The sequence below is a fragment of the Solidesulfovibrio carbinoliphilus subsp. oakridgensis genome (assembly GCF_000177215.2).
Taxonomy (GTDB): domain Bacteria; phylum Desulfobacterota; class Desulfovibrionia; order Desulfovibrionales; family Desulfovibrionaceae; genus Solidesulfovibrio; species Solidesulfovibrio carbinoliphilus.
The window spans coordinates 2,201,199-2,222,462 of sequence record NZ_CM001368.1 but is presented as its reverse complement, the minus strand read 5'-3'; the positions used below and the strand labels follow the sequence as shown (position 1 = coordinate 2,222,462).

The 21,264-nt window shown below is 66.0% G+C and carries 15 protein-coding genes; 8 read left to right on the top strand and 7 right to left on the bottom strand.

Annotated elements, in window-relative coordinates; translation table 11 throughout:
• Positions 1-27 precede the first annotated feature (27 nt).
• On the bottom strand, positions 28-852 hold the full coding sequence (locus tag DFW101_RS09655; RefSeq protein WP_009181326.1) for an alpha/beta fold hydrolase: 825 nt from the start codon (positions 850-852) through the stop codon (positions 28-30).
• A 238-nt stretch (positions 853-1,090) separates the two neighbouring features.
• On the opposite strand from DFW101_RS09655, the gene DFW101_RS09650 reads away from it, so the two are divergent.
• Together DFW101_RS09650 and DFW101_RS09645 are read left to right on the top strand one after the other, a co-directional pair.
• Positions 1,091-1,411 carry a MerR family transcriptional regulator gene (locus DFW101_RS09650; protein WP_009181325.1) on the top strand — a complete coding sequence of 107 codons (321 nt, stop codon included), beginning with the start codon at positions 1,091-1,093 and terminating at the stop codon, positions 1,409-1,411.
• 380 nt (positions 1,412-1,791) lie between these two features.
• Positions 1,792-3,972: a glutamine synthetase III family protein gene (locus DFW101_RS09645; protein ID WP_009181324.1), complete on the top strand. Its 2,181-nt coding sequence runs from the start codon at positions 1,792-1,794 to the stop codon at positions 3,970-3,972.
• A gap of 208 nt (positions 3,973-4,180) precedes the next feature.
• Here DFW101_RS09645 and DFW101_RS09640 read toward each other — a convergent pair whose 3' ends face one another.
• From DFW101_RS09640 to DFW101_RS09630, 3 genes are all read right to left on the bottom strand, one after another.
• Positions 4,181-5,959, bottom strand: coding sequence for a methyl-accepting chemotaxis protein (locus DFW101_RS09640; RefSeq protein WP_009181323.1), 1,779 nt, complete (start codon positions 5,957-5,959; stop codon positions 4,181-4,183).
• A 160-nt stretch (positions 5,960-6,119) separates the two neighbouring features.
• Positions 6,120-6,581, bottom strand: a complete 462-nt coding sequence (locus DFW101_RS09635) for a cache domain-containing protein (RefSeq protein ID WP_009181322.1) — start codon at positions 6,579-6,581, stop codon at positions 6,120-6,122.
• A 299-nt stretch (positions 6,582-6,880) separates the two neighbouring features.
• Positions 6,881-8,047, bottom strand: a complete 1,167-nt coding sequence (locus tag DFW101_RS09630; protein ID WP_009181321.1) for a sensor histidine kinase — start codon at positions 8,045-8,047, stop codon at positions 6,881-6,883.
• A gap of 262 nt (positions 8,048-8,309) precedes the next feature.
• Between DFW101_RS09630 and DFW101_RS09625 the strand changes: the two genes are divergently transcribed.
• Complete coding sequence (locus tag DFW101_RS09625) at positions 8,310-8,807, top strand: DUF1269 domain-containing protein (protein ID WP_009181320.1); 498 nt, start codon at positions 8,310-8,312, stop codon at positions 8,805-8,807.
• A 299-nt stretch (positions 8,808-9,106) separates the two neighbouring features.
• Here DFW101_RS09625 and greA read toward each other — a convergent pair whose 3' ends face one another.
• Positions 9,107-9,595, bottom strand: a complete 489-nt coding sequence (gene greA, locus DFW101_RS09620; protein ID WP_009181319.1) for a transcription elongation factor GreA — start codon at positions 9,593-9,595, stop codon at positions 9,107-9,109.
• Between the two features lie 245 nt (positions 9,596-9,840).
• Here greA and DFW101_RS09615 point away from each other — a divergent pair, with 245 nt between their 5' ends.
• From DFW101_RS09615 to feoB, 4 genes are all read left to right on the top strand, one after another.
• Positions 9,841-10,284 carry a nucleoside 2-deoxyribosyltransferase gene (locus DFW101_RS09615; protein WP_009181318.1) on the top strand — a complete coding sequence of 148 codons (444 nt, stop codon included), beginning with the start codon at positions 9,841-9,843 and terminating at the stop codon, positions 10,282-10,284.
• Positions 10,285-10,390: 106 nt separating this feature from the next.
• Positions 10,391-10,672, top strand: a complete 282-nt coding sequence (locus DFW101_RS09610; RefSeq protein WP_009181317.1) for a hypothetical protein — start codon at positions 10,391-10,393, stop codon at positions 10,670-10,672.
• Between the two features lie 521 nt (positions 10,673-11,193).
• Positions 11,194-11,433 carry a FeoA family protein gene (locus DFW101_RS09605; protein WP_009181316.1) on the top strand — a complete coding sequence of 80 codons (240 nt, stop codon included), beginning with the start codon at positions 11,194-11,196 and terminating at the stop codon, positions 11,431-11,433.
• The gene (gene feoB, locus DFW101_RS09600; protein WP_009181315.1) at positions 11,426-13,612 is read left to right on the top strand and encodes a ferrous iron transport protein B; all 2,187 of its coding nucleotides are present in this window, start codon (positions 11,426-11,428) and stop codon (positions 13,610-13,612) included. The genes DFW101_RS09605 and feoB overlap by 8 nt, the downstream gene beginning before the upstream one ends.
• A 243-nt stretch (positions 13,613-13,855) precedes the next feature.
• Here the strand turns inward: feoB and DFW101_RS09595 are convergent, their stop codons facing one another.
• Complete coding sequence (locus tag DFW101_RS09595) at positions 13,856-15,685, bottom strand: methyl-accepting chemotaxis protein (protein WP_009181314.1); 1,830 nt, start codon at positions 15,683-15,685, stop codon at positions 13,856-13,858.
• A gap of 344 nt (positions 15,686-16,029) precedes the next feature.
• The gene (locus DFW101_RS09590) at positions 16,030-19,248 is read right to left on the bottom strand and encodes a DEAD/DEAH box helicase (RefSeq protein ID WP_009181313.1); all 3,219 of its coding nucleotides are present in this window, start codon (positions 19,246-19,248) and stop codon (positions 16,030-16,032) included.
• A gap of 304 nt (positions 19,249-19,552) precedes the next feature.
• Between DFW101_RS09590 and DFW101_RS09585 the strand changes: the two genes are divergently transcribed.
• On the top strand, positions 19,553-21,220 hold the full coding sequence (locus tag DFW101_RS09585; protein ID WP_009181312.1) for a peptide-binding protein: 1,668 nt from the start codon (positions 19,553-19,555) through the stop codon (positions 21,218-21,220).
• The last annotated feature ends 44 nt before the right edge of the window (positions 21,221-21,264 follow it).

The window sequence follows — 21,264 nt, the reverse complement described above, 5'->3', positions numbered from 1 at the left end:
GGGGCGGCAGTCTGGAGCCTCTGTCGTCTACTGCGGCTTCAAAAACGCCAGGATATCGGCGTTGACTTCGTTTTTCCGGGTCGTGCAGATGCCGTGGGGGCCGCCCGGATATTCCTTGAGCCGCGCGTCCGTAACCAGCTTGACCGCCATCCGGGCCGAGGCGTCGATGGGCACGATCTGGTCGTCGTCGCCGTGCAGAAAGAGCGTCGGCACATCGATCTTTTTGAGATCCTCGGTCAGGTCGGTTTCCGAGAAGGCCTGGATGCAGTCATAGCAGGCCGGGAAGCCGGCCATCATGCCCTGGAGCCAGAAGCTGTCGCGCACGCCTTGCGAGACCGTGGCGCCGGGCCGGTTGTAGCCGTAGAAGGGCAGGCTCAGGTCCTTGAAGAACTGGGACCGGTCGGCCAGCACGCCGTCGCGGATGGCGTCGAAAACCGAGAGCGGCAAACCGCCCGGATTGGCCGGCGTCTGGAGCATGAGCGGCGGGATGGCCCCGATCAGCACGATCTTGGACACCCGGCCCGTGCCGTGGCGGCCGATGTAGCGCACCACCTCGCCGCCGCCGGTGGAGTGGCCGATGTGCACGGCGTTGCCGAGATCCAGGGCATCGACCAGTTCGGCCAGGTCGTCGGCATAGGTGTCCAGGTCGTTGCCGCGCCAGGGCTGGCTGGAGCGGCCGTGGCCCCGGCGGTCGTGGGCGATGACCCGGTAGCCGTTTTGGGCCAGGAAAAACATCTGGTCCTCGAAGGCGTCGGCGCAAAGGGGCCAGCCGTGGCTGAACACGACGGGCTGGCCCGTGCCCCAGTCGTTGTAATAGAGCTGTGTGCCGTCCTTGGTGGTGAGCATGGCCATGGCCTTTTTTGCCTCCTCGGTTGGGCTTTGCCGCCTGGATGCGCCGTCCTTCGGCCGCCGTGGCCGGAGGTGCGCGGCGGGGCTCGGGAACGACAGGGGCTTTCCCGAGCATATCGGCTGTAGCAGTCCCCACGGGCCATGTAAAGACGTGGGGCAGGATTCCCGTCCGGGCCCGCCCCCGGGTCAAGCCCGCCGCCGGGCTTGACCCGGGGGCGGGCTTGGCGCATGTTTGGCCGCTATGGCGTTAAGGACCTACAAGATAGGCGAGATTGCCGGTCTGACGGGACTTAAGCCTTTTGTGCTGCGGTTCTGGGAGTCGGAGTTTCCCCAGCTCGTGCCGGTGCGCACCCCCAAGGGCCAGCGGCTCTACACCGAGGAACATCTCGCCCTCATCCGCCGCATAAAAACCCTCCTCTACGACGAGAAGCTGACCATCGACGGGGCCAGGCGCCGCCTGTCGGCCGCCCCGGCTTCCGGCCCGGGCCCCGGCTCCGGCCGCGACGTGCTGCGGGAGGTCTACGAAGAGCTCCTGGCCATCAGAAAGCTCCTTGGCGACTAGCCCCGCCGTTCCCTTTCCCTCTTGTCCGTGCCGTCGGACCGTATCCGGCCCCGGCCTTCCCCGTGCCCGGCCCGGCCTTTTGCGACGGGCCGGGGGCGGGTCCCCGCATTCGGTCTGGACGGGACCGGCATTTTACATTATTGAGAGTTCGCTCACGGTCAAGGAGAGATGTCGGCCGTGTGGCGAGAGGCGCAGAAAATTTTTTTGCCGGCCGCGACAGGACCTGCCACGGGCGTCGAAGCGGAAGGCCCGGGGTCGCCGCTTCGCCATGGCGCCTTGTTGTATCCGGTCCCGGCGCGAAAAGGCCGGGAGGGCGGCAGGCGGCGCAGGCGCGGTTGTCTCCACGTGAAACCTGTTCAACACAAATGCAAGAGGACCCTATGAGCGGAATCAAGGCTCGTCTGGACGCGATCTCGGCCATCATCAATTACAAGCCGTCCCATGCCCCGCTGAACTTCAGCGAGACCAAGCCCACCGAGGTTTTCGGCTGCAACGTTTTCAGCGACAAGGTCATGCGCGACCGGCTGCCCAAGGACGTCTACAAGTCCCTCAAAAAGACCATCGAACTGGGCCAGAAGCTCGATCCGTCCATCGCCGACGCCGTGGCCAACGCCATGAAGGACTGGGCCATTGAACGCGGGGCCACCCACTTCACCCACGTCTTCTACCCGCTGACCGGGCTGACCGCCGAGAAGCACGACGCCTTCCTGGTTCCCGACGGCAAGGGCGGCGCCGTGGCCGAATTCTCGGGCAAGATGCTGATCCAGGGCGAGCCCGACGCCTCGAGCTTCCCGTCCGGCGGCCTGCGCACCACCTTCGAGGCCCGCGGCTACACCGCCTGGGACGTGACCAGCCCGGCCTACATCCTGGAAAACCCGAACGGCACCTTCCTGTGCATCCCCACGGCCTTCGTGTCCTGGACCGGCGAGGCGCTCGACAAGAAGACCCCGCTTCTGCGTTCCAACCAGGCCTTGAACAAGCAGGCCCAGCGCGTCCTCAAGCTCTTCGGCACGGCCACCCGCCTGCCGGTCGTGTCCTTTGCCGGACCGGAGCAGGAATACTTCCTCATCGACCGCAACTTCGTCTTCGCCCGCCCGGACCTGCTCATCGCCGGCCGGACTCTTTTCGGCGCCAAATCCGCCAAGGGCCAGGAGTTCGAGGACCAGTACTTCGGCGTCATTCCCCGCCGGGTCCTGGCCTTCATGATGGAAGTCGAGCGTGAACTCTACAAGCTCGGCGTGCCGGTCAAGACCCGCCACAACGAAGTGGCCCCGAGCCAGTTCGAGATCGCCCCGATCTTCGAGACCGGCAACCTGGCCACCGACCACAACCAGATGGTCATGACGGTGCTGCGCACCGTGGCCAAGCGCTACGGCCTCATGTGCCTGCTCCACGAAAAGCCCTTTGCCGGCATCAACGGCTCGGGCAAGCACCTGAACTATTCCATCGGCAACGCCGAACTGGGAAGCCTCTACGATCCGGGCGATACCCCGCACGAGAACGCCCAGTTCCTGGTCTTCTGCGCCGCCGCCATCCGGGCCGTGCACAAGTTCGGGGCCCTGCTTCGCGCCACGGTGGCCACGCCGTCCAACGACCATCGCCTGGGCGCCAACGAGGCCCCGCCGGCCATCATGTCCGTCTACCTCGGCGAGCAGCTGACCGACGTCTTCGAGCAGATCAAGAAGGGCAAGGCCGAAAGCTCCAAGCAGAAGGGCGTCATGAATATCGGCGTCGACACCCTGCCGCCCCTGCCCATGGATCCGGGCGACCGCAACCGCACGAGCCCCTTCGCCTTCACCGGCAACCGCTTCGAATTCCGGGCCGTGGGCTCCTGCCAGTCCATCTCCGGCTCCCAGGTGGCGCTCAACACCATGATGGCCGAATCCCTGGACTACGTGGCCTCCAAGCTCGAAGCGGCCACCAGCGGCGACGCCGGCAAGCTCAACGCCGCCGTCCAGACCGTGATCCAGGAGATCATCAAGGAGCACGACGCCGTGGTCTTCAACGGCGACGGCTACTGCGAGGACTGGCACAAGGAAGCCGAGAAGCGCGGCCTGCCGAACATGAAGACCACGCCCGACGCCCTGCCCACCCTGACCAGCCCCGAGGTCATCAAGCTCTTCACCACCTACGGCGTCTTCAGCGAAGCCGAACTCAAGTCCCGCGAGGAAATCTACCTCGAACAGTACGTCAAGACCCTGCAGACCGAGGCCGCCCTGGTCGTGCGCATGGCCAAGACCATCATCTTCCCGGCCGCCATGCGGTACCAGGGCGAGCTGGCCAAGACCTGCGCCGAGCTGAAGGCCATCGGCCATGACTACAAGATGGTGACCCTCGAGGACGTGACCGCCAAGCTGCGCGAGCTGCAGGTCAAGATCGCGGACCTCGAAAAGATCCTCGAGCACACCGCCCCCGACACCCTAGCCGAGGCCAAGCACATGTGCTGTACGGTCCTGCCGGCCATGAACGAGGTCCGGGCCGTGGCCGACGCCCTGGAAGCCGTGGTGGCCGACGACCTGTGGCCCCTGCCGAGCTACCAGGAAATGCTGTTTATCCGCTAGTTGCCGGACCATCGCGCCGGGGGATCCGCGTCCACCCGGCGAAACGAGGCCGCCCCTTCACGGGGGCGGCCTTTGTTTTTGGGGGAAGGGGCGAGGCGGGGGAAATGGGGCGGAGCGAAGACGGCCGGCCCGTGCCGCTCCCCTACGAGAACCAGCTTTTCCGTATGGTGCGGTGAAAATGGGCCTGCACGGACTTCGAGGGCCGACCCTAAGACTGGGACTGCATGTCGGCCACGAGCTCCTGGAGCACGTGGGCCTGCCGGGCCAGCTCGGCCACGGCCTGGGTGGCCTGGCCCATGGCCTGGGCGGTTTCGGCCGCGATGACCGTCACGTCCTGGATCGAGCGGTCGATCTCGTCGCCTTCGGCCGCCTCCCGCTGGGAGGCCTCGGCGATGGAGCGGACCTGGCCGGAGGTCAGCTCGATCAGGCGCACGATGGCGGCCAGCGCCTCGCCCGAAGTGTGGGCCAGGCCGGTGGACGTCTCGATGGCGGCCACGGCCCGGTCCACGCCCTCGATGTTGGTGCGGGCCCCCTGCTGGATGTCGCGGATGGCCGTGTCCACCTCGCGGGTGGCCACCATGGTCTTTTCGGCCAGTTTTCGGACCTCGTCGGCGACCACGGCGAAACCGCGCCCGGCCTCGCCGGCCCGGGCCGCCTCGATGGCCGCGTTCAGGGCCAGGAGGTTGGTCTGGTCCGCGATCTCGTTGATGACGCCGATGACCCGGCCGATGCCCTCGGCCTGGCCGCCAAGGGCGGCCATGTCCTTTTTGAGGCCAAGGGCCAGGGCCTGGGCCTCGCCGATGCCGGCCACCACCGAGCCGACCACGGCCTCGCCCTCTTGCGCCTTGGCCCGGGCGTCCTCGGCGGTGCGGGCGGCCTCGCCGGCGCTCTGGGCCACGCCGGCGATGGTCCGCGACATGTCGTCCATGGCCGTGGCCGTGCCGCCAAGGCGCCGCGACTGCCGGTCCATGCCCTGGCTGGTCAGTTCGATCTGGGTGGAGAGCTGTTCCGAGGCCGAGGTGACCACGGACACGACCTGCTCGATTTCCGAGGCCGCCTGGACGATGCCCTGGCGCGTGGCCTCGGCCGCGTCCCGGCGGGCCTGCTCCACGGCGGCCGTGGCCTCCCGGGCCTTGTCGGCCTCCCGGGCCGCCTCCTCGCCCTTTTCCCGGGCCTCGGCCAAGAGACGCCGCAGCTCGCGGACCATGCGGGACAGCGCCTTGGCCAGGGCCCCGATCTCCCCGCCGCACCGCACGTCCGGTTCCCGGTCGAGAACCCCGCGGCTGACGTCCTCGGCAAAGGCGACGGTCCGGGCCAGGGGACGGGTGATCATGCGGGTGAGCCCGATGCCGAAGGCCAGGGCGAGCAGGGCCCCCGCGCCCATGCCGAGGAAGATGTTGCGCGAATCGGCCCGGGCCCCGGCCTCGGCCTCCCGGTAGACCGCCTCGGACGCCGCCACGGTGGCCGTGATGGCGGCGTCGAGGGCGGCCAGGCTTTCCCGGTGGGTGGTCCGCATGTCCGAGGTGGTGGCCAGGACGTCCATGGTGGCCAGGAGGTCGGTCTTGTCCTTCTCCCACTCGTGGATCTTGGCGAAGAGCCGGTCGTTGGCCGCGCGGGTCTTTTCAAGGACAGCCGCCAGGGCGTCGAGGCGGGCCTGTTCCTGCGGGGTGCCGGCCGTAGCCCGGAGGTCGTCCATGGCCTGGCGGATGGCGTCCCGGGCCTGGGCCACGGTTTGGGTCTGCTCGGCCGCGAAGGCGCCGTCGATGCCGGGCACGAGCAGGGTCCGCTGGGCCACGATGATCTCGCGCATGGCCGTGCCGATGCGCAGGAGCGCCGGGATGCCCGGCAGCCGGTTTTTGACGATGTCCTCCATGGAGGAGGAGGTCTGGCGCAAGCCCCGATAGCCGATGATCCCGACGGCCAGGGCGATGGCCGAAACCACGAGAAACGCGCCGATGATCCGCGTCCCCATGCGCATCCCGTTCATGGCAACCTCGCAGGGTTTGTTGTGGAGCGCCGGATGCGCCAGCCGGGGGCGGCCTCGTGTCGCGTCCCTTGGAAAAGGATGTCCTTTTCCAAGGGATAGCTGCCGAAGATGATTGTTTTTTCCTTGAAAAACACGGGTGTGTTTTTCAAGGGCCGCAACACTAGGGCTTGTAAATGCCGCAGCCGACCAGGAGGTCGCCGGTCTTTTCCATGTACATGGACTTGGGTTCGATCAGCTTGGTCATGGGATTTAAATATTTGTAGTCCTGCCAGAAATTGTCTTTGGCCTTGCCCAGTTCGATCCGTTCCTTGATGAAGAACTTGCCATCCGGGTCGCGAAGCTCGGTCAGGTCCCGGCCGATTTGCTTGGCATTGGCGCCGTGGGCCAGACACTTGCCATGCAGGTCGTAGACCACGACATACAGGTCGCGGTCGACAAACGGTCCCTTGGAATCGCTGATGGCGGCAAAGGTCTTTTCCTGGCCATCGGCCTTGATGGCGGCCACGGCCTTTTGCACCATGGCCATGGCCTCCTCCTTGGAGCCGCGTTCTTCGGCCAGGGCGGCGGCGGGCAGCAAACAGCACAGGACAAGGCACAACCAGACGAGCGGCAGTCGTTTCATGGAAGACTCCGTGCGTTTTCGGGGACGGCCCGAGGTTTCAGGGACAAGTTTCCCCGAAAATAAAAGGCCTGGAAAACCTTGGCAAGCGGTTTCTGGAAAAAAGCCCCTCGCGTTTGCATCGGGCGGTCCAGGCCTCGGGCCGGCGTCGCACGGCGGCTCCCCCCGGCCGGCCGTTCCTGTGTTGCAACACAAGGGAAAAGCAGGCAATGCCACCGTGTCCGCGAGGGAGGGCGGCAGGGACCCCAAGGGCCGGCCCCTCGCCACCCCGTTGGCCGCCGGCGCGCTTTTTCCGTCTCTTCCTAGGCCGATGCAGGTTCCTCCGCCGGCAGGGGCAGGGTGACGGCGCAACGGGTGCCGCCCTGGAGCAGGCCCATGCTGATGCCGCCGGAGTACTTGCGCGTGATGGTCTTGGCCATGGCCAGGCCCATGCCCGTGTTCATGGGCTCGCTCGAATGGAAGGGGCTGAAGATGCTGGTCAGCTCTTCGCCGGTCAGGGTCTGGCCGGTGTTGTCGATGGTCAGGACCGCGTACCCGGGGCGGCCGTCGCTTGGGCCGCAGTGGATGGTGACGCGCGGGTCCTCGGGCGCGGCGTAGCGGAAGGCGTTGTCGAGTAGGGCCGCGAGCAGGGCATCGAGGTCCGGCCGGGCCATGGCCATGACCGCGGTTTCCGGCGCGATGGCGACGGTGACGGCGGTGGCCTCGGCGCCGGGCAGGGTCCTGACCCGGGCCAGGACCTCGGACAGGACCGGGGCGAGCGGGGTGGCCGCCGCCGTCGGCTCGCGCTCGGTGGCATCCATGTAGCGGGTGACGGACCGGGCCAGCCCCTCCAGGCGCACGGCCTCCTCCAGCACCACCTGGGCCGCAGCGGCCACGTCCGGATCCTGGCCGCGTAGCCGCAAAAGCCGCCTCGCCTGGCCGCCGATGGCCGCGATGGGATTGCGGACCTGGTGGGCCAGGCCCTGGATGACTTCCAGTTCGCACCGCGTGGCAAAGGTGACAAAGGCGTCGGTCTCGACCAGGAGGCTGAAATCGACCATGGCGTCGATGGACCGGAGGGCCCCGGCCAGCTCCAGGACGGGAACCTCCCCGGCCGCCCGTTCGTGCAGATAGGCCCGGGCCAGGGCGTAGGCGGTGCTGATGAGCCGGTGGTCCACGTTGTAGGCCACGTGGGCCTGGCCGCTGCGCCACAGGCGGGTCAAGAGTTCGTCGCCAAGGCCCCGGGCGAAGAGCCCGGAAAACCATTCGCCCCAGTTGCGGCGCAGTTTGGCCGGGTCGGGCAGGTTCTCCTGGACGATGCGCAGCTGGGGCATCTCCAGCACAAAGGCCTGGATGCGGTCGGCAAAGGCCTCGGGGTCGGCCCCGAGGGTGCCGGCCCACCGGGCCAGCGGGTTTTCCGTCAGTTCGGAGAGGCCAAGGAGCTCGCGAAACCGGCGCAGGCGCTCGGTGGGGATGTCGGAGAGGAGCATGGATGCCTCCCGGGTCGGACGTTGGGGGGCCGCCCGCAGGGGGCGGCGAGGGCCAGTCGCCAAGCCATACCGTGCTTTGCGGCCTGTGGAAAGGTTGTCGTCGGCGCACGGGGACCTTGGCCGGTCCGGCGCCGGGAGGGGCGGGCGCCCGGACCGGTGCCGGGGTTGAACCGGTTGCCAAACCGGAAGAAATGCGACAGTAGAGGATAAGCGAATCCCGCCCCGGTCCGGGGCGCGCGAAACCTGCCACCAAGGAGCGTGTATGAGCGATCTGATCGTTGTGGGCTATGACGACATGTTCAAGGCGGAAGAGGTGCGGCTCAAACTCCTCAAGATGCAGAAGGAATACCTGGTCGATCTCGAGGACGCGGTGGTTGCCGTCAAAAAGCAGGACGGCAAGGTCAAGCTCAGCCAGATGTACCACCTGGCCGCTTCCGGGGCCATCGGTGGCGGCTTCTGGGGGGCGCTGATCGGGCTTATCTTCCTGAACCCGATTCTCGGCGCGGTGGTCGGCGCCGGGGCCGGGGCCACGGCCGGGGCCCTCTCCGACGTCGGCATTGACGACGATTTCATGAAAAAGCTGGCCGAAACCCTCCAACCCGGCACATCGGTCCTTTTCGTCCTCATCCGCAAGATGACGGCGGACAAGGTCCTGGCCGAACTGTCGGGCACGGGCGGCCGGGTGCTCCAGACCTCGCTGTCCCACGAGGACGAGGGCAAGCTGCAGGCCGCCCTCGGCGCCGCCACCGCCGCGTCCTGACCGGCCGGCCACGGTCGGCCTGCGGCCGTCAGGGCCCGGTCCGCTCGGGGGCCGGGCTTTTTTGCGGCCCCGGCCTGCCCCGGGAAACCGGCACACGCGAAAGTGCCGCCTTGCCCGGGGACGGGGAAGCGAGCGCCTGCATTTCCTGCGGCGGCTGCTACGACAAGGACGGCAACGGCTGCGTCTTTACCCGCGGCTGCGGCCGGGGCGCGGAACTGGAGACGGAACGCCGGGCACGAGAGACGCCAAGGCCCGGCCGCAGGCGCGGCGGGGCCTTGGCACTGGATCGGGGAAAAGGATCAGGAAGGGTCGGGGACGCCGTTGAAGGTGATGGACACGATCTCGTAGTTGATCTTGCCGCGCGGGGCGTCGACCACGATCTCGTCGCCTTCGTACTTGCCGAGCAGGGCCAGGCCCACCGGCGAGAGGATGGAAATGGAGCCCTTGCTCGGTTCGGCCTCGTCGGGCCCGAGCAGGGTGTATTTCTTGATGTCGCCCGTATCCACGTCCTCGATTTCCACGGTGGCCCCGAAGATGACCTGGTCGCCGCCGAGGGTGGAAAGGTCGATGACGTTGAAGCGCGGCATGCGCGATTCGATGAAATTGATGCGGGCTTCAAGCATGCCCTGGCGTTCGCGGGCGGCTTCGTACCCGGCGTTCTCGCGCAGGTCGCCTTCCTCGCGGGCTTCCTTGATGGCCAGGATGATGGCCGGCCGCTCCTTCTTGAGCCGTTCCAGTTCGCGTTCGAGCCGCCTGAAGCCTTCAACAGTAATAGGGATGCTTTCCATCGTCATACCTTAAAATCGGTTGGATTGTCGGGAAAAACCAACAACATCGGCCTCGCCCGGACGGACGCGGCCGTGAGAGGGTCGTGGGGATCAGTACGATCACGACGGTCTTGTGGTTAGACCATCCCGTGCCAGCGGTCAAGCCGGGAGTCGGGACGGGAGTTGCCCGGCCGGGGCCTTGCGGGCTATCGTCGCGCCAACGCGCCGGCCTTCCGGCTCGATTTCCCCTCCCATCGGAGCCCTCAATGCGCGTCTATCTCGCGGGACCGCTTTTCACCCTGGCCGAACGGCGTTTCATGGCCCACCTGCGCGACCTGGCCGGGGGCCTGCCCGGCGTGGCCGCGGCCTGGCCGGGCGATTTTTTCGCGGACCACGACCTGGCCGCCCTGGGGGCCGGGGCCAAGGAGCACATCTTTGCGGGCTGCGTGGCCGGACTGCAGGCCTCGGATCTGGTCGTGGCCGTGCTCGACGGCCCCCAGGTGGACGACGGCACGGCCTGGGAAGTCGGCTACGCCTATGCCCGGGGCCTCCCGGCCTGGGGGTTGCGCACGGATTTCCGGGGGGCCGGCGACACCGCCCATTCCCTGGTCAACTGCATGGTCGAATGCTCCTGCGCCAAAACCTTCCGGGATGTCGATTCCTTGCTCGCGGCCCTGGCCGCCCTCGCCTCGGACCGCCTGGCCGGATGACGAAACTTTCATTTGCTCCGGTGTTACGATTGACATATAAGTCGTGACCTGATTCTGACTGTTCCCGCTGTTCCAAAACCGCTAACCAGGGGTTGGGGGAGTCATGATGGATGTTTGTCAGGATCCGTTGCTTTTTCTGGTGGAGCGGCTGTGCTGCCGGGTCTACCTGGACGGCGGCGGCAACGTCCGCCTGGGATTTTCCCGGCGGCACGATCTCAAGGACATGATGACCGCCCAGGGCATCGCCCGTTCCAATGCCGGAGTGCTCCGCGACCGGTTGCGGCAGGGCGATTGCGGCGGCGCCGGCCCCGACGCCGCCGGCCAGTCCGCCGACGACGGCTCCATGGCCGGCCATGTCGCGGCCGGCGCCTTCTGCCCCCTGGTCTGAGCTGGGGCGGCCTTTCCCGCCTTTCCCCCGCACTCCCGGCTCCCCGGCCTGCCGGCCGTCGGACCGGACCGCGTCCCGGCCTGGCCCGCGGCCGAGGACACCACCGCTGCCCCGCCTCACCTTTTGCCCGGCGTCCCTGGCGCCCCTTCCCGGGGCCAGGGCCTTTTCCCCTTGCGTCCGCGTCCGGTTCCCGCCACGGCCTTTTGGCTTGGCTTGGCTTGGCTTGGCTTGGCTTGGCCTGGCCGCCGCCCGTCGCCTGCGCCCCGTGGCCCCTTGCGGCCCGGGCTGTTTTTTAACGGCCATGCCGCGATTGAAACTTGACACTGATATTCACTTTCATTTACATCTCTTCCTGCGCGGCCCCGGGCCCGAAGGCCCTGTCGCGCGATCCCTTGCCTGCAAACGCGGCGCGCGTCCGGGACACGTCCGGGACGGGACGTCCGCTTGGTCCGTACAGTCGAAGGCGGAACGCCTGCCGCGGCGCGCCGCGGTTCGCAACGGTTTTTCAAAGGAGACTTGTCATGGTGATTTCGATGCGGAAGATGGCCGTCAACCAGAAGGGCTGCATCCGTGCGGTCACGGCCTGCGGCGAGATGGGGCGGCGTATCCGGGACATGGGGCTCGTTCCCGGCACCGAGTTCATGGTGGTCGGCCGCGCGCCCCTGACCGATCCGGTCGCCGTGCGCATGAAGGGATTCACCTTGTCGCTGCGAAACGGCGAGGCCGAGTATATTTCCGTGGAGGCGTGCCAAGATGCCTGAGTCCATCCGCGTGGCCGTTTCCGGCCAGCCCAACTGCGGCAAGAGCACCATGTTCAACGCCATCACCGGCGGCTCGGCCCGGGTCGGCAACTACCCCGGCATCACCGTGGACCGCCTGGAGGGCACCTACCGGCAAAACGGCACCATAAGCCATCTGGTGGACCTGCCCGGCACCTACTCCCTGACCTCCTATTCCATGGAGGAGCTCGTCGCCCGCAACGTCATCGTGGACGAGCATCCGGACGTGGTCATCAACATGGTCGATGCCACGGCCCTGGAGCGCAGCCTCTACCTGGCCCTGCAGCTGCTCGAAATCGGGGCGCCCCTGGTCCTTGGCCTCAACATGATGGACGAGGTCAAGCGCAGCGGCGTCACCATCAACGTGGACCGGCTTTCGAAGCTCCTCGGCGTGCCGGTGGTGCCCTGCGTGGCCCGCGTCGGCCAGGGCCGCGAGGAGCTCATGCAGGCCGTGGCCGCCGTGGCCAAAAAGACCGGCGGCGTCTGGAAGCCGCTGCGCCTGTCCTACGGCCCGGACCTGGACCCGATCCTCGACGGGATGACCCAACTCATCGAAAACGCCGGCTTTCTGACCGGCCGCTACGATCCGCGCTGGGTGGCCGTCAAATACCTGGAGTCCGACGAACAGGTCATGGTTGAAGGGAAAAAGGCCGGCCCGGCCCACGACGAGCTCGTGGCCCTCACGGCCGAGGCCGAAGCCGTGACCCTCAAAAACAGCGCCACCACCCCGGACGCCATCATCGCCGACTGGCGCTACGGATTTATTAACGGCCTGCTCAAGCAGGGCGTGGTCGCGGGCGGCGACGAGCTGCGGCGCAACCACTCCGACGCCATCGACCGGGTGGTCACCCACCGGCTCCTTGGGCCGTGCATCATGCTGGCCGTCCTCTACCTCATGTTCCAGGTGACCTTCACCATCGGCGAATATCCCAAGGGGTGGCTGGAAGCCGGTTTCGAGTGGTTAAGCGGCCTCGGCACGGCCTACATTCCCGAAGGCCATCTCCAGTCGCTGATCGTCTCCGGCATCATCGGCGGCGTGGGCTCGGTCATGAGCTTCACGCCCTTGATCTGCATCATGTTCCTCATGCTCGTCTTTCTCGAAGACCTCGGCTACATGGCCCGGGTGGCCTACATGATGGACCGGGTGCTGCGGATTTTCGGCCTGCACGGCATGTCGGTCATGCCGCTGATCATTTCGGGCGGCATTCCGGGCGGCTGCGCCGTGCCGGGCGTCATGAGCGCCCGGACCCTTCGCAGTCCCCGCGAGCGGCTGGCCACCATCCTGACCGCGCCGTTCATGGTCTGCGGGGCCAAGACCACGGCCTACCTGATGCTCGTGGCCGCCTTTTTCCCGGACAACCCGACCCGGGCCATGTTTCTGGTGGTCCTTTGCGCCTGGGGATTCGTGCTCCTGGTCTCAAAGCTCCTGCGCTCGACCGTGATCCGGGGCGAGAGCACGCCCTTTGTCATGGAGATTCCGCCCTACCGCCTGCCGACCCTGCGCGGCGTCATCCTGCACACCTGGGAGCGGGTCTGGCAGTACATCAAAAAGGCCGGCACCGTGATTCTGGCTGTCTCCATCCTCATGTGGGCCGTCATGACCTTTCCGGAACTGCCCGAGGACACGGTGGCCCGGTACGAGGCCCAGCGCCAGGCAGTGGTGGAAAAGGTCAAGGCCGCCAATCCCGAGGCCGACGAAGAGGCCGTGGCCCAACTGGCCGAAGAGGACCGGAAGGCCGTCTCCGACGAGCAGAACGAGGCCGCGCTCAAGTATTCCGTGGCCGGCCGCGTGGGCGAGGCCCTGACCCCGGTGACCAACCTGGCCGGCTTCCCCTGGCAGGCCAACATCGCCTTGATCGGGGCCTTCGCGGCCAAGGAGGTCTTTGTCTCCACCATGGCCACGGCCTATTCCATGGGCGAGGTCGCGGCCGACGAGGCCGACCCCCTGAGCGAAAAGCTGGCCGCCGATCCGGCCTGGACCATGCCGGCCGTGCTGGCCGTCTTCGCCTTCATGCTCCTGTACACGCCCTGCATGGTCACGGTGGTGGCCATCGCCAAGGAGACGAACTGGAAGTGGGGGCTCTTTTCGGTCTTCGGAGCCCTGGGCTTCGCCTACATCGTGGCCGTCCTCATCTACCAGATCGGCAGCGCCCTGGCCTGACCGGCTTGCGTCCGCCAAGCGGCCCCCGCCTCCCGAACGCCCGGACGGTTCCCCGTCCGGGCGTTCGGGCGTTTCGGGGGAGGGCAGACGTTTCGAGGCCGGCAGACGCGGGCCGGGGTGGGGCGGATTCTGGCCGTCGGCGGGGGCACGGGCGCGACGAATGCGCCCGTGCCCCGTGCGCCGGCGGCCCCGGGTCCAAGCGGGGACAGCCGGCTCCTGCCGCCGGGCCGTTTTCCGGCCCGGTCAGCCGATGGCCCGGGGCCGCCCGCCGGCCGGCAGCGCCGCGCGGCCGCCAGTCGCCATGTCCCCGCCGGCCTGCATTTCCCGGACCATGGCGTCGAGTTCCTGGGCCTGCCGCGCCAGGTCCGCCACGGTCTTGGCGCACAGGCGCAGGGCGTCCCGGGTGTCGGCCGCGATGCGGTTGACGTCCTCCACCGACCGGTTGATCTCCTCGCTGGCCGAGGACTGCTCCTCCGAGGCCGTGGCGATGGAGCGGACCTGGTCGGTGCTCAGGTCCACATACTGGACGATCTCGCGCAGGGCCTCGCCCGAGGCCGTGGCCAGGCCGGTCGCTTCCTCGATGGTGGCAAACGTCCGGTCCACGGTCTCGATGTTCTTGCGCGTGCCCTGCTGGATCTGCCGGATGGCGCTCCCCACTTCCTGGGTGGCGGTCATGGTTTTTTCCGCGAGCTTTCTGACCTCGTCGGCCACCACGGCGAAGCCGCGTCCGGCCTCCCCGGCCCGGGCGGCCTCGATGGCGGCGTTTAAGGCCAGCAGGTTGGTCTGGTCGGCGATGTCGGAAATGACGTTCATGATATGCCCGATGCCCTCGGCCTGCTGGCCAAGGAGCGTCATGTCGGACTTGAGTTCCAGGGACTGGCTTTGTACCTGGCCGATGCCGGTGACGACCCGCTGGACGGTGTCGGCCCCGTCCTCGGCCTTTTGTTTCGCTTTCTCGGCGGTATCCGTGGCCTGGGAAGCGTTTCTGGCCACTTCGAGGACCGTGGCGTTCATCTCTTCCATGGCGGTGGCGGTTTCCGACAGCCGGTGGGACTGCTCGTCGGCCCCTTCGCTCGACCGGCCGATCCGGGACGCCAGTTCTTCCGAAGCCGAAGACACGACGCCGACCACCGACGACAGCCGATCGGCCGCCTGGAGCATGCCGTCGCGCTTGGCGCGTTCGGCCTGGGCCGTGGCGGCCCGGGCCTCCTCGGTGGCCCGCCCGGCGCGTTCCGCCTCCTGGCCGGCCTCCCGCGACTTTTCTTGCGCCTCCGCGATTCTGGCTTTCATGGCCGCCACCATGTCCTGCAGGACCGCGTAGACGCCGCCGGGTTTTTGCTGCCGTCGAAAGGCCACGTCCAGGTCGCCATGGGCGATCCTGTCGGCGACCGCGTGCAGGTAATGCGGATCCTCTCCCAGTTGCGCGGCAATGCTGCTGGTGACGATAAAGCCGAGGGCAATGGAAATGGCAAAGGTCAGCCCGATGATGCCGTACATCAGGCGGGCCGAATCCCCGGCGCTTGTGATGTTGTTGTCCGAGAGCGCCTTGCCGTCGTCGTTTATGGACGTGATCAGCTTGTCGATCAGGGCTCTGTACAGGTCGGCCCGGTGTCGCGTTTCCCCCTGGAGCAACGTGCCGGCCTCCGCTACCTTGCCGGCAAGCACCAGCCCGGTCACCTGGGCGGCGTATTGCATGTACGCGTTGCGCGCCTCTTCCAGCTCCCGGACAAGTTTCTTCTCCGCGGCGGATGCCAGGGCCTCTGACAGGAGGGGCATGGTGGCGTTTATTTTTTCCGAGAGAATCTTGTTCCCGTCAATCATCTTCGTTTTTTCATATTTATCGTCGATGCCCACAAGGACGGCCATGTTGACGCGGTAACGCTGGAACGAAATGGCGATGTCGGAGATATACGACAAGGGCAGTGTCGCCTGTCGGTAAAGCTTCGTCGAGTTGTCGCCTATGAATGCCATCCTGTTGATTCCGAACAATCCGACGGCCAATGTAAAGCAGGCCAAAAAAATAAATGTACACAGTAACTTTGTGCGCAAGGTCAGGCCGTTGACCAGATTCATGTCGTTCTCCCGGGTAGGAATCATGAAGCGGAGGACCCCTTCGTCCCTTGATGATAGGATGGTATGAGGATTAAAAAGCGTATTCGATGGCAGTATTTTTGTAAAGTTGTTTGCAAAATTGCGTCCATGGTATTCTTGATGCGGCAGTGGCCGTGCGTAAGAGGTTGGGATGATGCGGCAAAAAACAACGGCCAGGCCGCCGGCCCGGGGGGCTTCCGCAGAGCCGATTCCGGGTCGCCAGGCCGGCGCGGCCCGGTGGGCCAGGGGGCCGTCTTCTCGGGCGATGCGCCAGCAAAAAGGGGGCCGCGGGGCCCCCTTTCGTTTGTTCGTGGCGTCGTGGCCGGCTAGACCTCGAAGAGCGACTCCAGGTCGGTCCTGGTCAGGGACTTGAAGGCGTCCTGGCCCGGGATGATGGCTTCGGCCACGTCCTTTTTCTGCTCCTGCAGCTTCAGGATCTTTTCCTCCACCGTGTTCTGGCAGATCATCTTGTAGGAGAAGACCTGCCGCTTCTGGCCGATGCGGTGGGTGCGGTCCGTGGCCTGGTTCTCGACGGCCGGGTTCCACCAGGGGTCGTAGTGGATGACGTAGTCGGCGCTGGTCAGGTTCAAGCCCGTGCCGCCGGCCTTCAAGGAAATGAGGAACACCTTGATGGACTCGTCTTCGTTGAACCGGTCCACCTGGTCGAAGCGGTCCTTGCTCGAACCGTCCAGGTAGGCGAACGACATCTGGCTGATGGTCATCCAGGAGCGGATGATGTGGAGCATCTGCACGAACTGGGAGAAGACCAGCACCTTGTGGCCTTCCTCGATGCAGTCCGTGATCAGGTCCTTGAAGGCGTCGAACTTGCCCGAGGGCAGGTTGGTGTTCACACCCGGCAGGTCGAGTTTCAAAAGCCGCGGGTGGCAGCAGATCTGGCGCAGCTTCAAGAGCGCGTCCAGGATCGACATCTGCGACTTGGCCATGCCCTTCTCGTCCACCGTGGCCAGGACCTGCTCCTTGAGCTTTTTGGCCAGGGCCGCGTAGAGTTCGAGCTGCTCGTCGAGGAGGTTGCAGTAGTAGACGTTTTCCACCTTGGGCGGCAGGTCCTTGGCCACCTCGGACTTGGTGCGCCGCAGGATAAACGGCCGCACCCGGCCGCGCAGGTAGTCGAGCGTCTCCTCGTCCCCGTCCTTGATGGGCTTGACGATGCCGCGCTGGAAGGCGTTCTGGCCGCCGAGGAAACCCGGCATCAGGAATTCGAACAGCGACCACAGCTCGAAAAGGTTGTTTTCGATGGGCGTGCCGGACAGGCAAAGCCGGGTCTTGCCGGAGAGGCGCCGCACGGACCGGGCCGTGATGGTGTTCGGGTTCTTGATGTTCTGGGCCTCGTCCAGGATGATCGTGGCGAAGTCGTACTTCAAGAGCTCGTCGAGGTCCCGGCGCAGGAGCGCGTAGGTCGTGATGACCAGATCGGACTCGCCGATCTTCTTGAACATGTTTTCGCGCCTGGCCCCGTAGATGATGAGCTGCTTGAGCTCCGGCACGAACTTGTCCGCCTCGCGCTCCCAGTTGGGCAGAACCGAGGTCGGCACCACGATCAGGTTCGGCCCGCCGGCCCCGCGCTCCACGTTGTGCTGGATAAACGACAGGGTCTGGACGGTCTTGCCAAGGCCCATCTCGTCGGCCAGGATGCCGCCGAAGCCGTATTCCCGCAGGAAGTTCAGGTAGGACAGGCCCTGGACCTGGTAGGGCCGCAGGCTGGCATTGAGGCCCCTGGGCGGCTTTACCGGCATGATCTCCCGGAAGCTGTGGATCTTCTGGCGCAGGTTGTTCCAGAACGAGTCCGTGCGGGCCTCGGGCATGTCCTCGAGGATCTTGTCGAGGACCGGGGCCTCGAACTGCTTGAACTTGGTCTGGGGCGGCTTGTCCGTGTCGTAGCCGAGGGCCCGCAGCTTGTGGGCCAGCTTTTCGAGCCAGGCCTCGGGCAGGCTGGTGTAGGAGCCGTCTTTTAACTGCACGTACCGCTTGCCCTGGGTCCAGGCCTTCCAGATCTTTTCGATCGGCACCCGCTGGTCGTCGTACTGGACTTGCAGGTCCAGGTTGAACCACTTCTCCTCTTCCTTGGACTCGACCTCGGCCACGATGATCGGCGTCGACAGGCGGACTTTGTAGCGGGTCAGGTTCTTTTCGCCGTAGACCCGGTACTTTTCCACCAGCTTGGGATAGGCGTCGAGCAGAAAGACGATGGCCTCTTCGGTCTCCAGGAACCAGTTGGCATTGTTTCGGGCCTGAAACCGCATGTCGGTCAGCATGTTGATGAGCGTCTGCTCGTGGTCGCAGTCGCGCGCAATCAGATAGGACTTGCCGGCGTGCAGGTAGGAGGCGGTCATGAGGTCGGGGTTGGGGCCCGGGACCGTGATCTCGCCGTGCTCGGTCTGGTAGACGTTCTGGATTTGAAGCGTCAGGAGGCTGCCTTCCTCGTCCAGGAAGATCTTGGGATCAAAGGTGGCCGGCACAAAAAACGGCTGCATTTTGACCAGGAATTCCTCCTGGCCGTACAGGTCGGTCATGGGCAGGTGGGTCCAGACCCGGTCCAGGAACTCGGAGACGTCGGCGGTCGGAATGAACGGCGGCTGCTGGACCATGTCCGAGACGAGCTGGGGCGGGAGTCCCGTCTGCACCGGGTAGAAGGCGTTTTTCCAGCAGACCCAGATCGGCATCTGGCCGTAGAAATAGACCTCCTGGCCGAGGATGGAAAAGGGGTTCTTGCCCGGGCTGCCGAGCAGGATGTCAAACGACAGCCCGTCCTCGGTGAGCTTTGGCGCCAGCTGCAGGCGCATGGTCTTGGCTTCGATCCGGACCGGCTGCTCGGTGTCCCGCCAGTAGAGGTAGTATTCCTTGCCGATGGCCCAGAAAAACCAGGCCAAGAGTCCCGGCGGCAACTCCACCCGGTGCCCGGCGTAGTCCAGGTGGTGGTAGAGCATCTCGGCCACCACCGGCAGGGTGGGGGAGAGCTCCGACCAGTCCGGGTTCTTGATGATCTGCTCGAGGGTGATCTCGGAGTGGACCTGGGAGATGCCGGACTTGTTCTGCCTGGCCCGGAAAAAGGCCACCTGCAGCCGGCCCGGCTCGGGGTGGAACCGGAAGATCAGGTAGTGGCGGCCGGGTTCCGGCTCGGGTTCCGAGGAGAAATAGGTCCGGAAGGTCTGGCGCCATTCGCCGCGCGGCGGGGCGGCGGTGTCCGGGGCTTCGCCGTCGGCCTCGTCCAGGTTGCGGATCCACTTGAGCGCCGTTGCGCCGACGTGGCGGCAGACTCCGGAAAAGGAATCCGGACAGTTGCAGAAGAAATTGATGGTTCCTTCTTTGAGATTGACGGACAATTCCGAGGCATAGACCTGGAAGTCGTCTCCCTGCACCTGGCCTTCCACGTCCCAGAAATGTTCGTGGGGGTTGATGGTGAGTTTCTGGATGCCGTCGGCGGCCACAATGGCATGCGAACCGTCCAGGATGTATTCCGGAATGGTCTCCCGGACGAACTCCGACAGCAGGGACTTGATTTTTGTTTTGTCGTTTCCGGCGGCCATGGGCCCAAGACTCCTTCAAGGAACATGAAAACGCTTCCGCCGGCAGGCGGCCGGACCGGGAAGGGTCCGTCGCACAGGCGGCAGAGGGTCTATCCGAACCACATAACGGATTTCAGACCGATTTGGAACGGAAATATTGCCGACGCGACCCAGGCGGCCGAACCCCCGCCGACTGCAGCCCGGCGGCCGGGGAAAAAGAACTTTTAATTTCGTCTGGCCCCGTATATGGAATAACGGGACAAGGCCTTGCGCATTCGCTCCAATACGTCGATTGGGCCGGATGTTGCAAGCGAAAAGGAGAACTATGCGGTCGGTTCGCGCGACAATTTACGGCCTGATCCTCTTGGTCCTTGTTCTGGCTGGCTGCAAGAGCGAGCCCGCGCCGGCTCCCAAGGCGGATTCCGGGGCCAAGGCCCAGTCTGCGCCGGCCCCGGCCGGCGAGCCGGTTCCCGGTGGGCGCATCGTCATGGCCACCATCGGCGAGCCGTCGAACCTGATTCCGCCCCTGGCTTCCGATTCCGCCTCCCACGAGGTGGCCGACCTCCTCTACGTCTCGCCCCTTCGCTACGACAAGGACATCCAGCTCGAGTGCATGGCGGCCGAGCGCTACGAGGTTCTGGACGGCGGCAAGCTCCTCAAGTTCTGGCTCAAACCCGGCATCCGCTGGACCGACGGCGTGGAGCTGACGGCCGAGGACGTGGAATTCACCTACAAGCTCATGGTCGACCCCAAGACCCCCACCGCCTACGCCGAGGACTACAAGGCCGTGGCCAGCTTCACGGTCACGGGCAAATACTCCTTCGAGGTCCGCTACGCCGAGCCCTTCGCCCGGTCGCTCGTCACCTGGGCCGGGTCCATCCTGCCCAAGCACCTGCTCGAGGGCCAGGACCTCATGAACACCAAATACGCCCGGGAACCCGTGGGCGCCGGACCCTACAGGCTCGTGTCCTGGGAGCCCGGCCGCCGGCTGGTCCTCGATGTCAATACCGACTATTTCGAGGGCCGGCCCTATATCGACCAGGTCGTCTACCGGATCATCCCGGACACGGCCACCATGTTCCTGGAACTCAAGGCCGGCGGCATCGACATGATGGGGCTGACCCCCCAGCAGTACCTCTACCAGACCAAGGGCCCGGCCTTTGACGCCGACTGGCGCAAGTTCAAGTACCTGTCGTTTGCCTACACCTACTTGGGCTACAACCTCAAAAGCCCGTTTTTCGCCGATGTCCGGGTGCGGCAAGCGCTCGCCCACGCGGTCAACAAGGACGATATCGTGAAGGGCGCCCTCCTTGGGCTCGGGCTGCCGACCATCGGCCCCTACAAGCCCGGCACCTGGATGTACGACACGGACATCAAGGACTACGCCTTCGATCCGGCCCTGGCCAAGTCGCTTCTGGCCGAGGCCGGCTGGCAGGACCGAAACGGCGACGGCGTGCTGGAGGACCCTTCCGGCCGGCCGTTTCGCTTCACGATCCTGACCAACCAGGGCAACGACCAGCGGGTCAAGGCCGCGACCATCATCCAGAGCCAGTTTGCGGCCATTGGCGTCATGGTCGAGATCCGCACCGTGGAATGGGCCTCCTTTATCAAGGAATTCGTCGACAAGGGCAATTTCGACGCCCTGGTCCTCGGCTGGACCATCTCCCAGGACCCGGACGTCTACGACGTCTGGCACGGCAGCCGGGCCGTTCCCGGCGGGCTCAACTTCGTGGGCTATAAAAACCCCGAGGCCGACGCCCTGCTCGAGCGGGGGCGGCGCACCGTGGACCAGGCCGAGCGCAAGAAGATCTACGACGCCTTCCAGGAGATCCTGCACAAGGACCAGCCCTATCTCTTCCTCTTCGCGCCCTATGCCCTCCCGATCCTGTCGTCGCGCTTCCAGGATGTGGCCGTGGCCCCGGCCGGCATCACCTACAATTTCACCAAGTGGTGGATTCCCCGGGACAAGCAGACCTTTCGCCTGGCACCGTAGCCCGGCCGCCGGCCACGCCCCCTGGCCCTTGCGCTGCGGGGGCC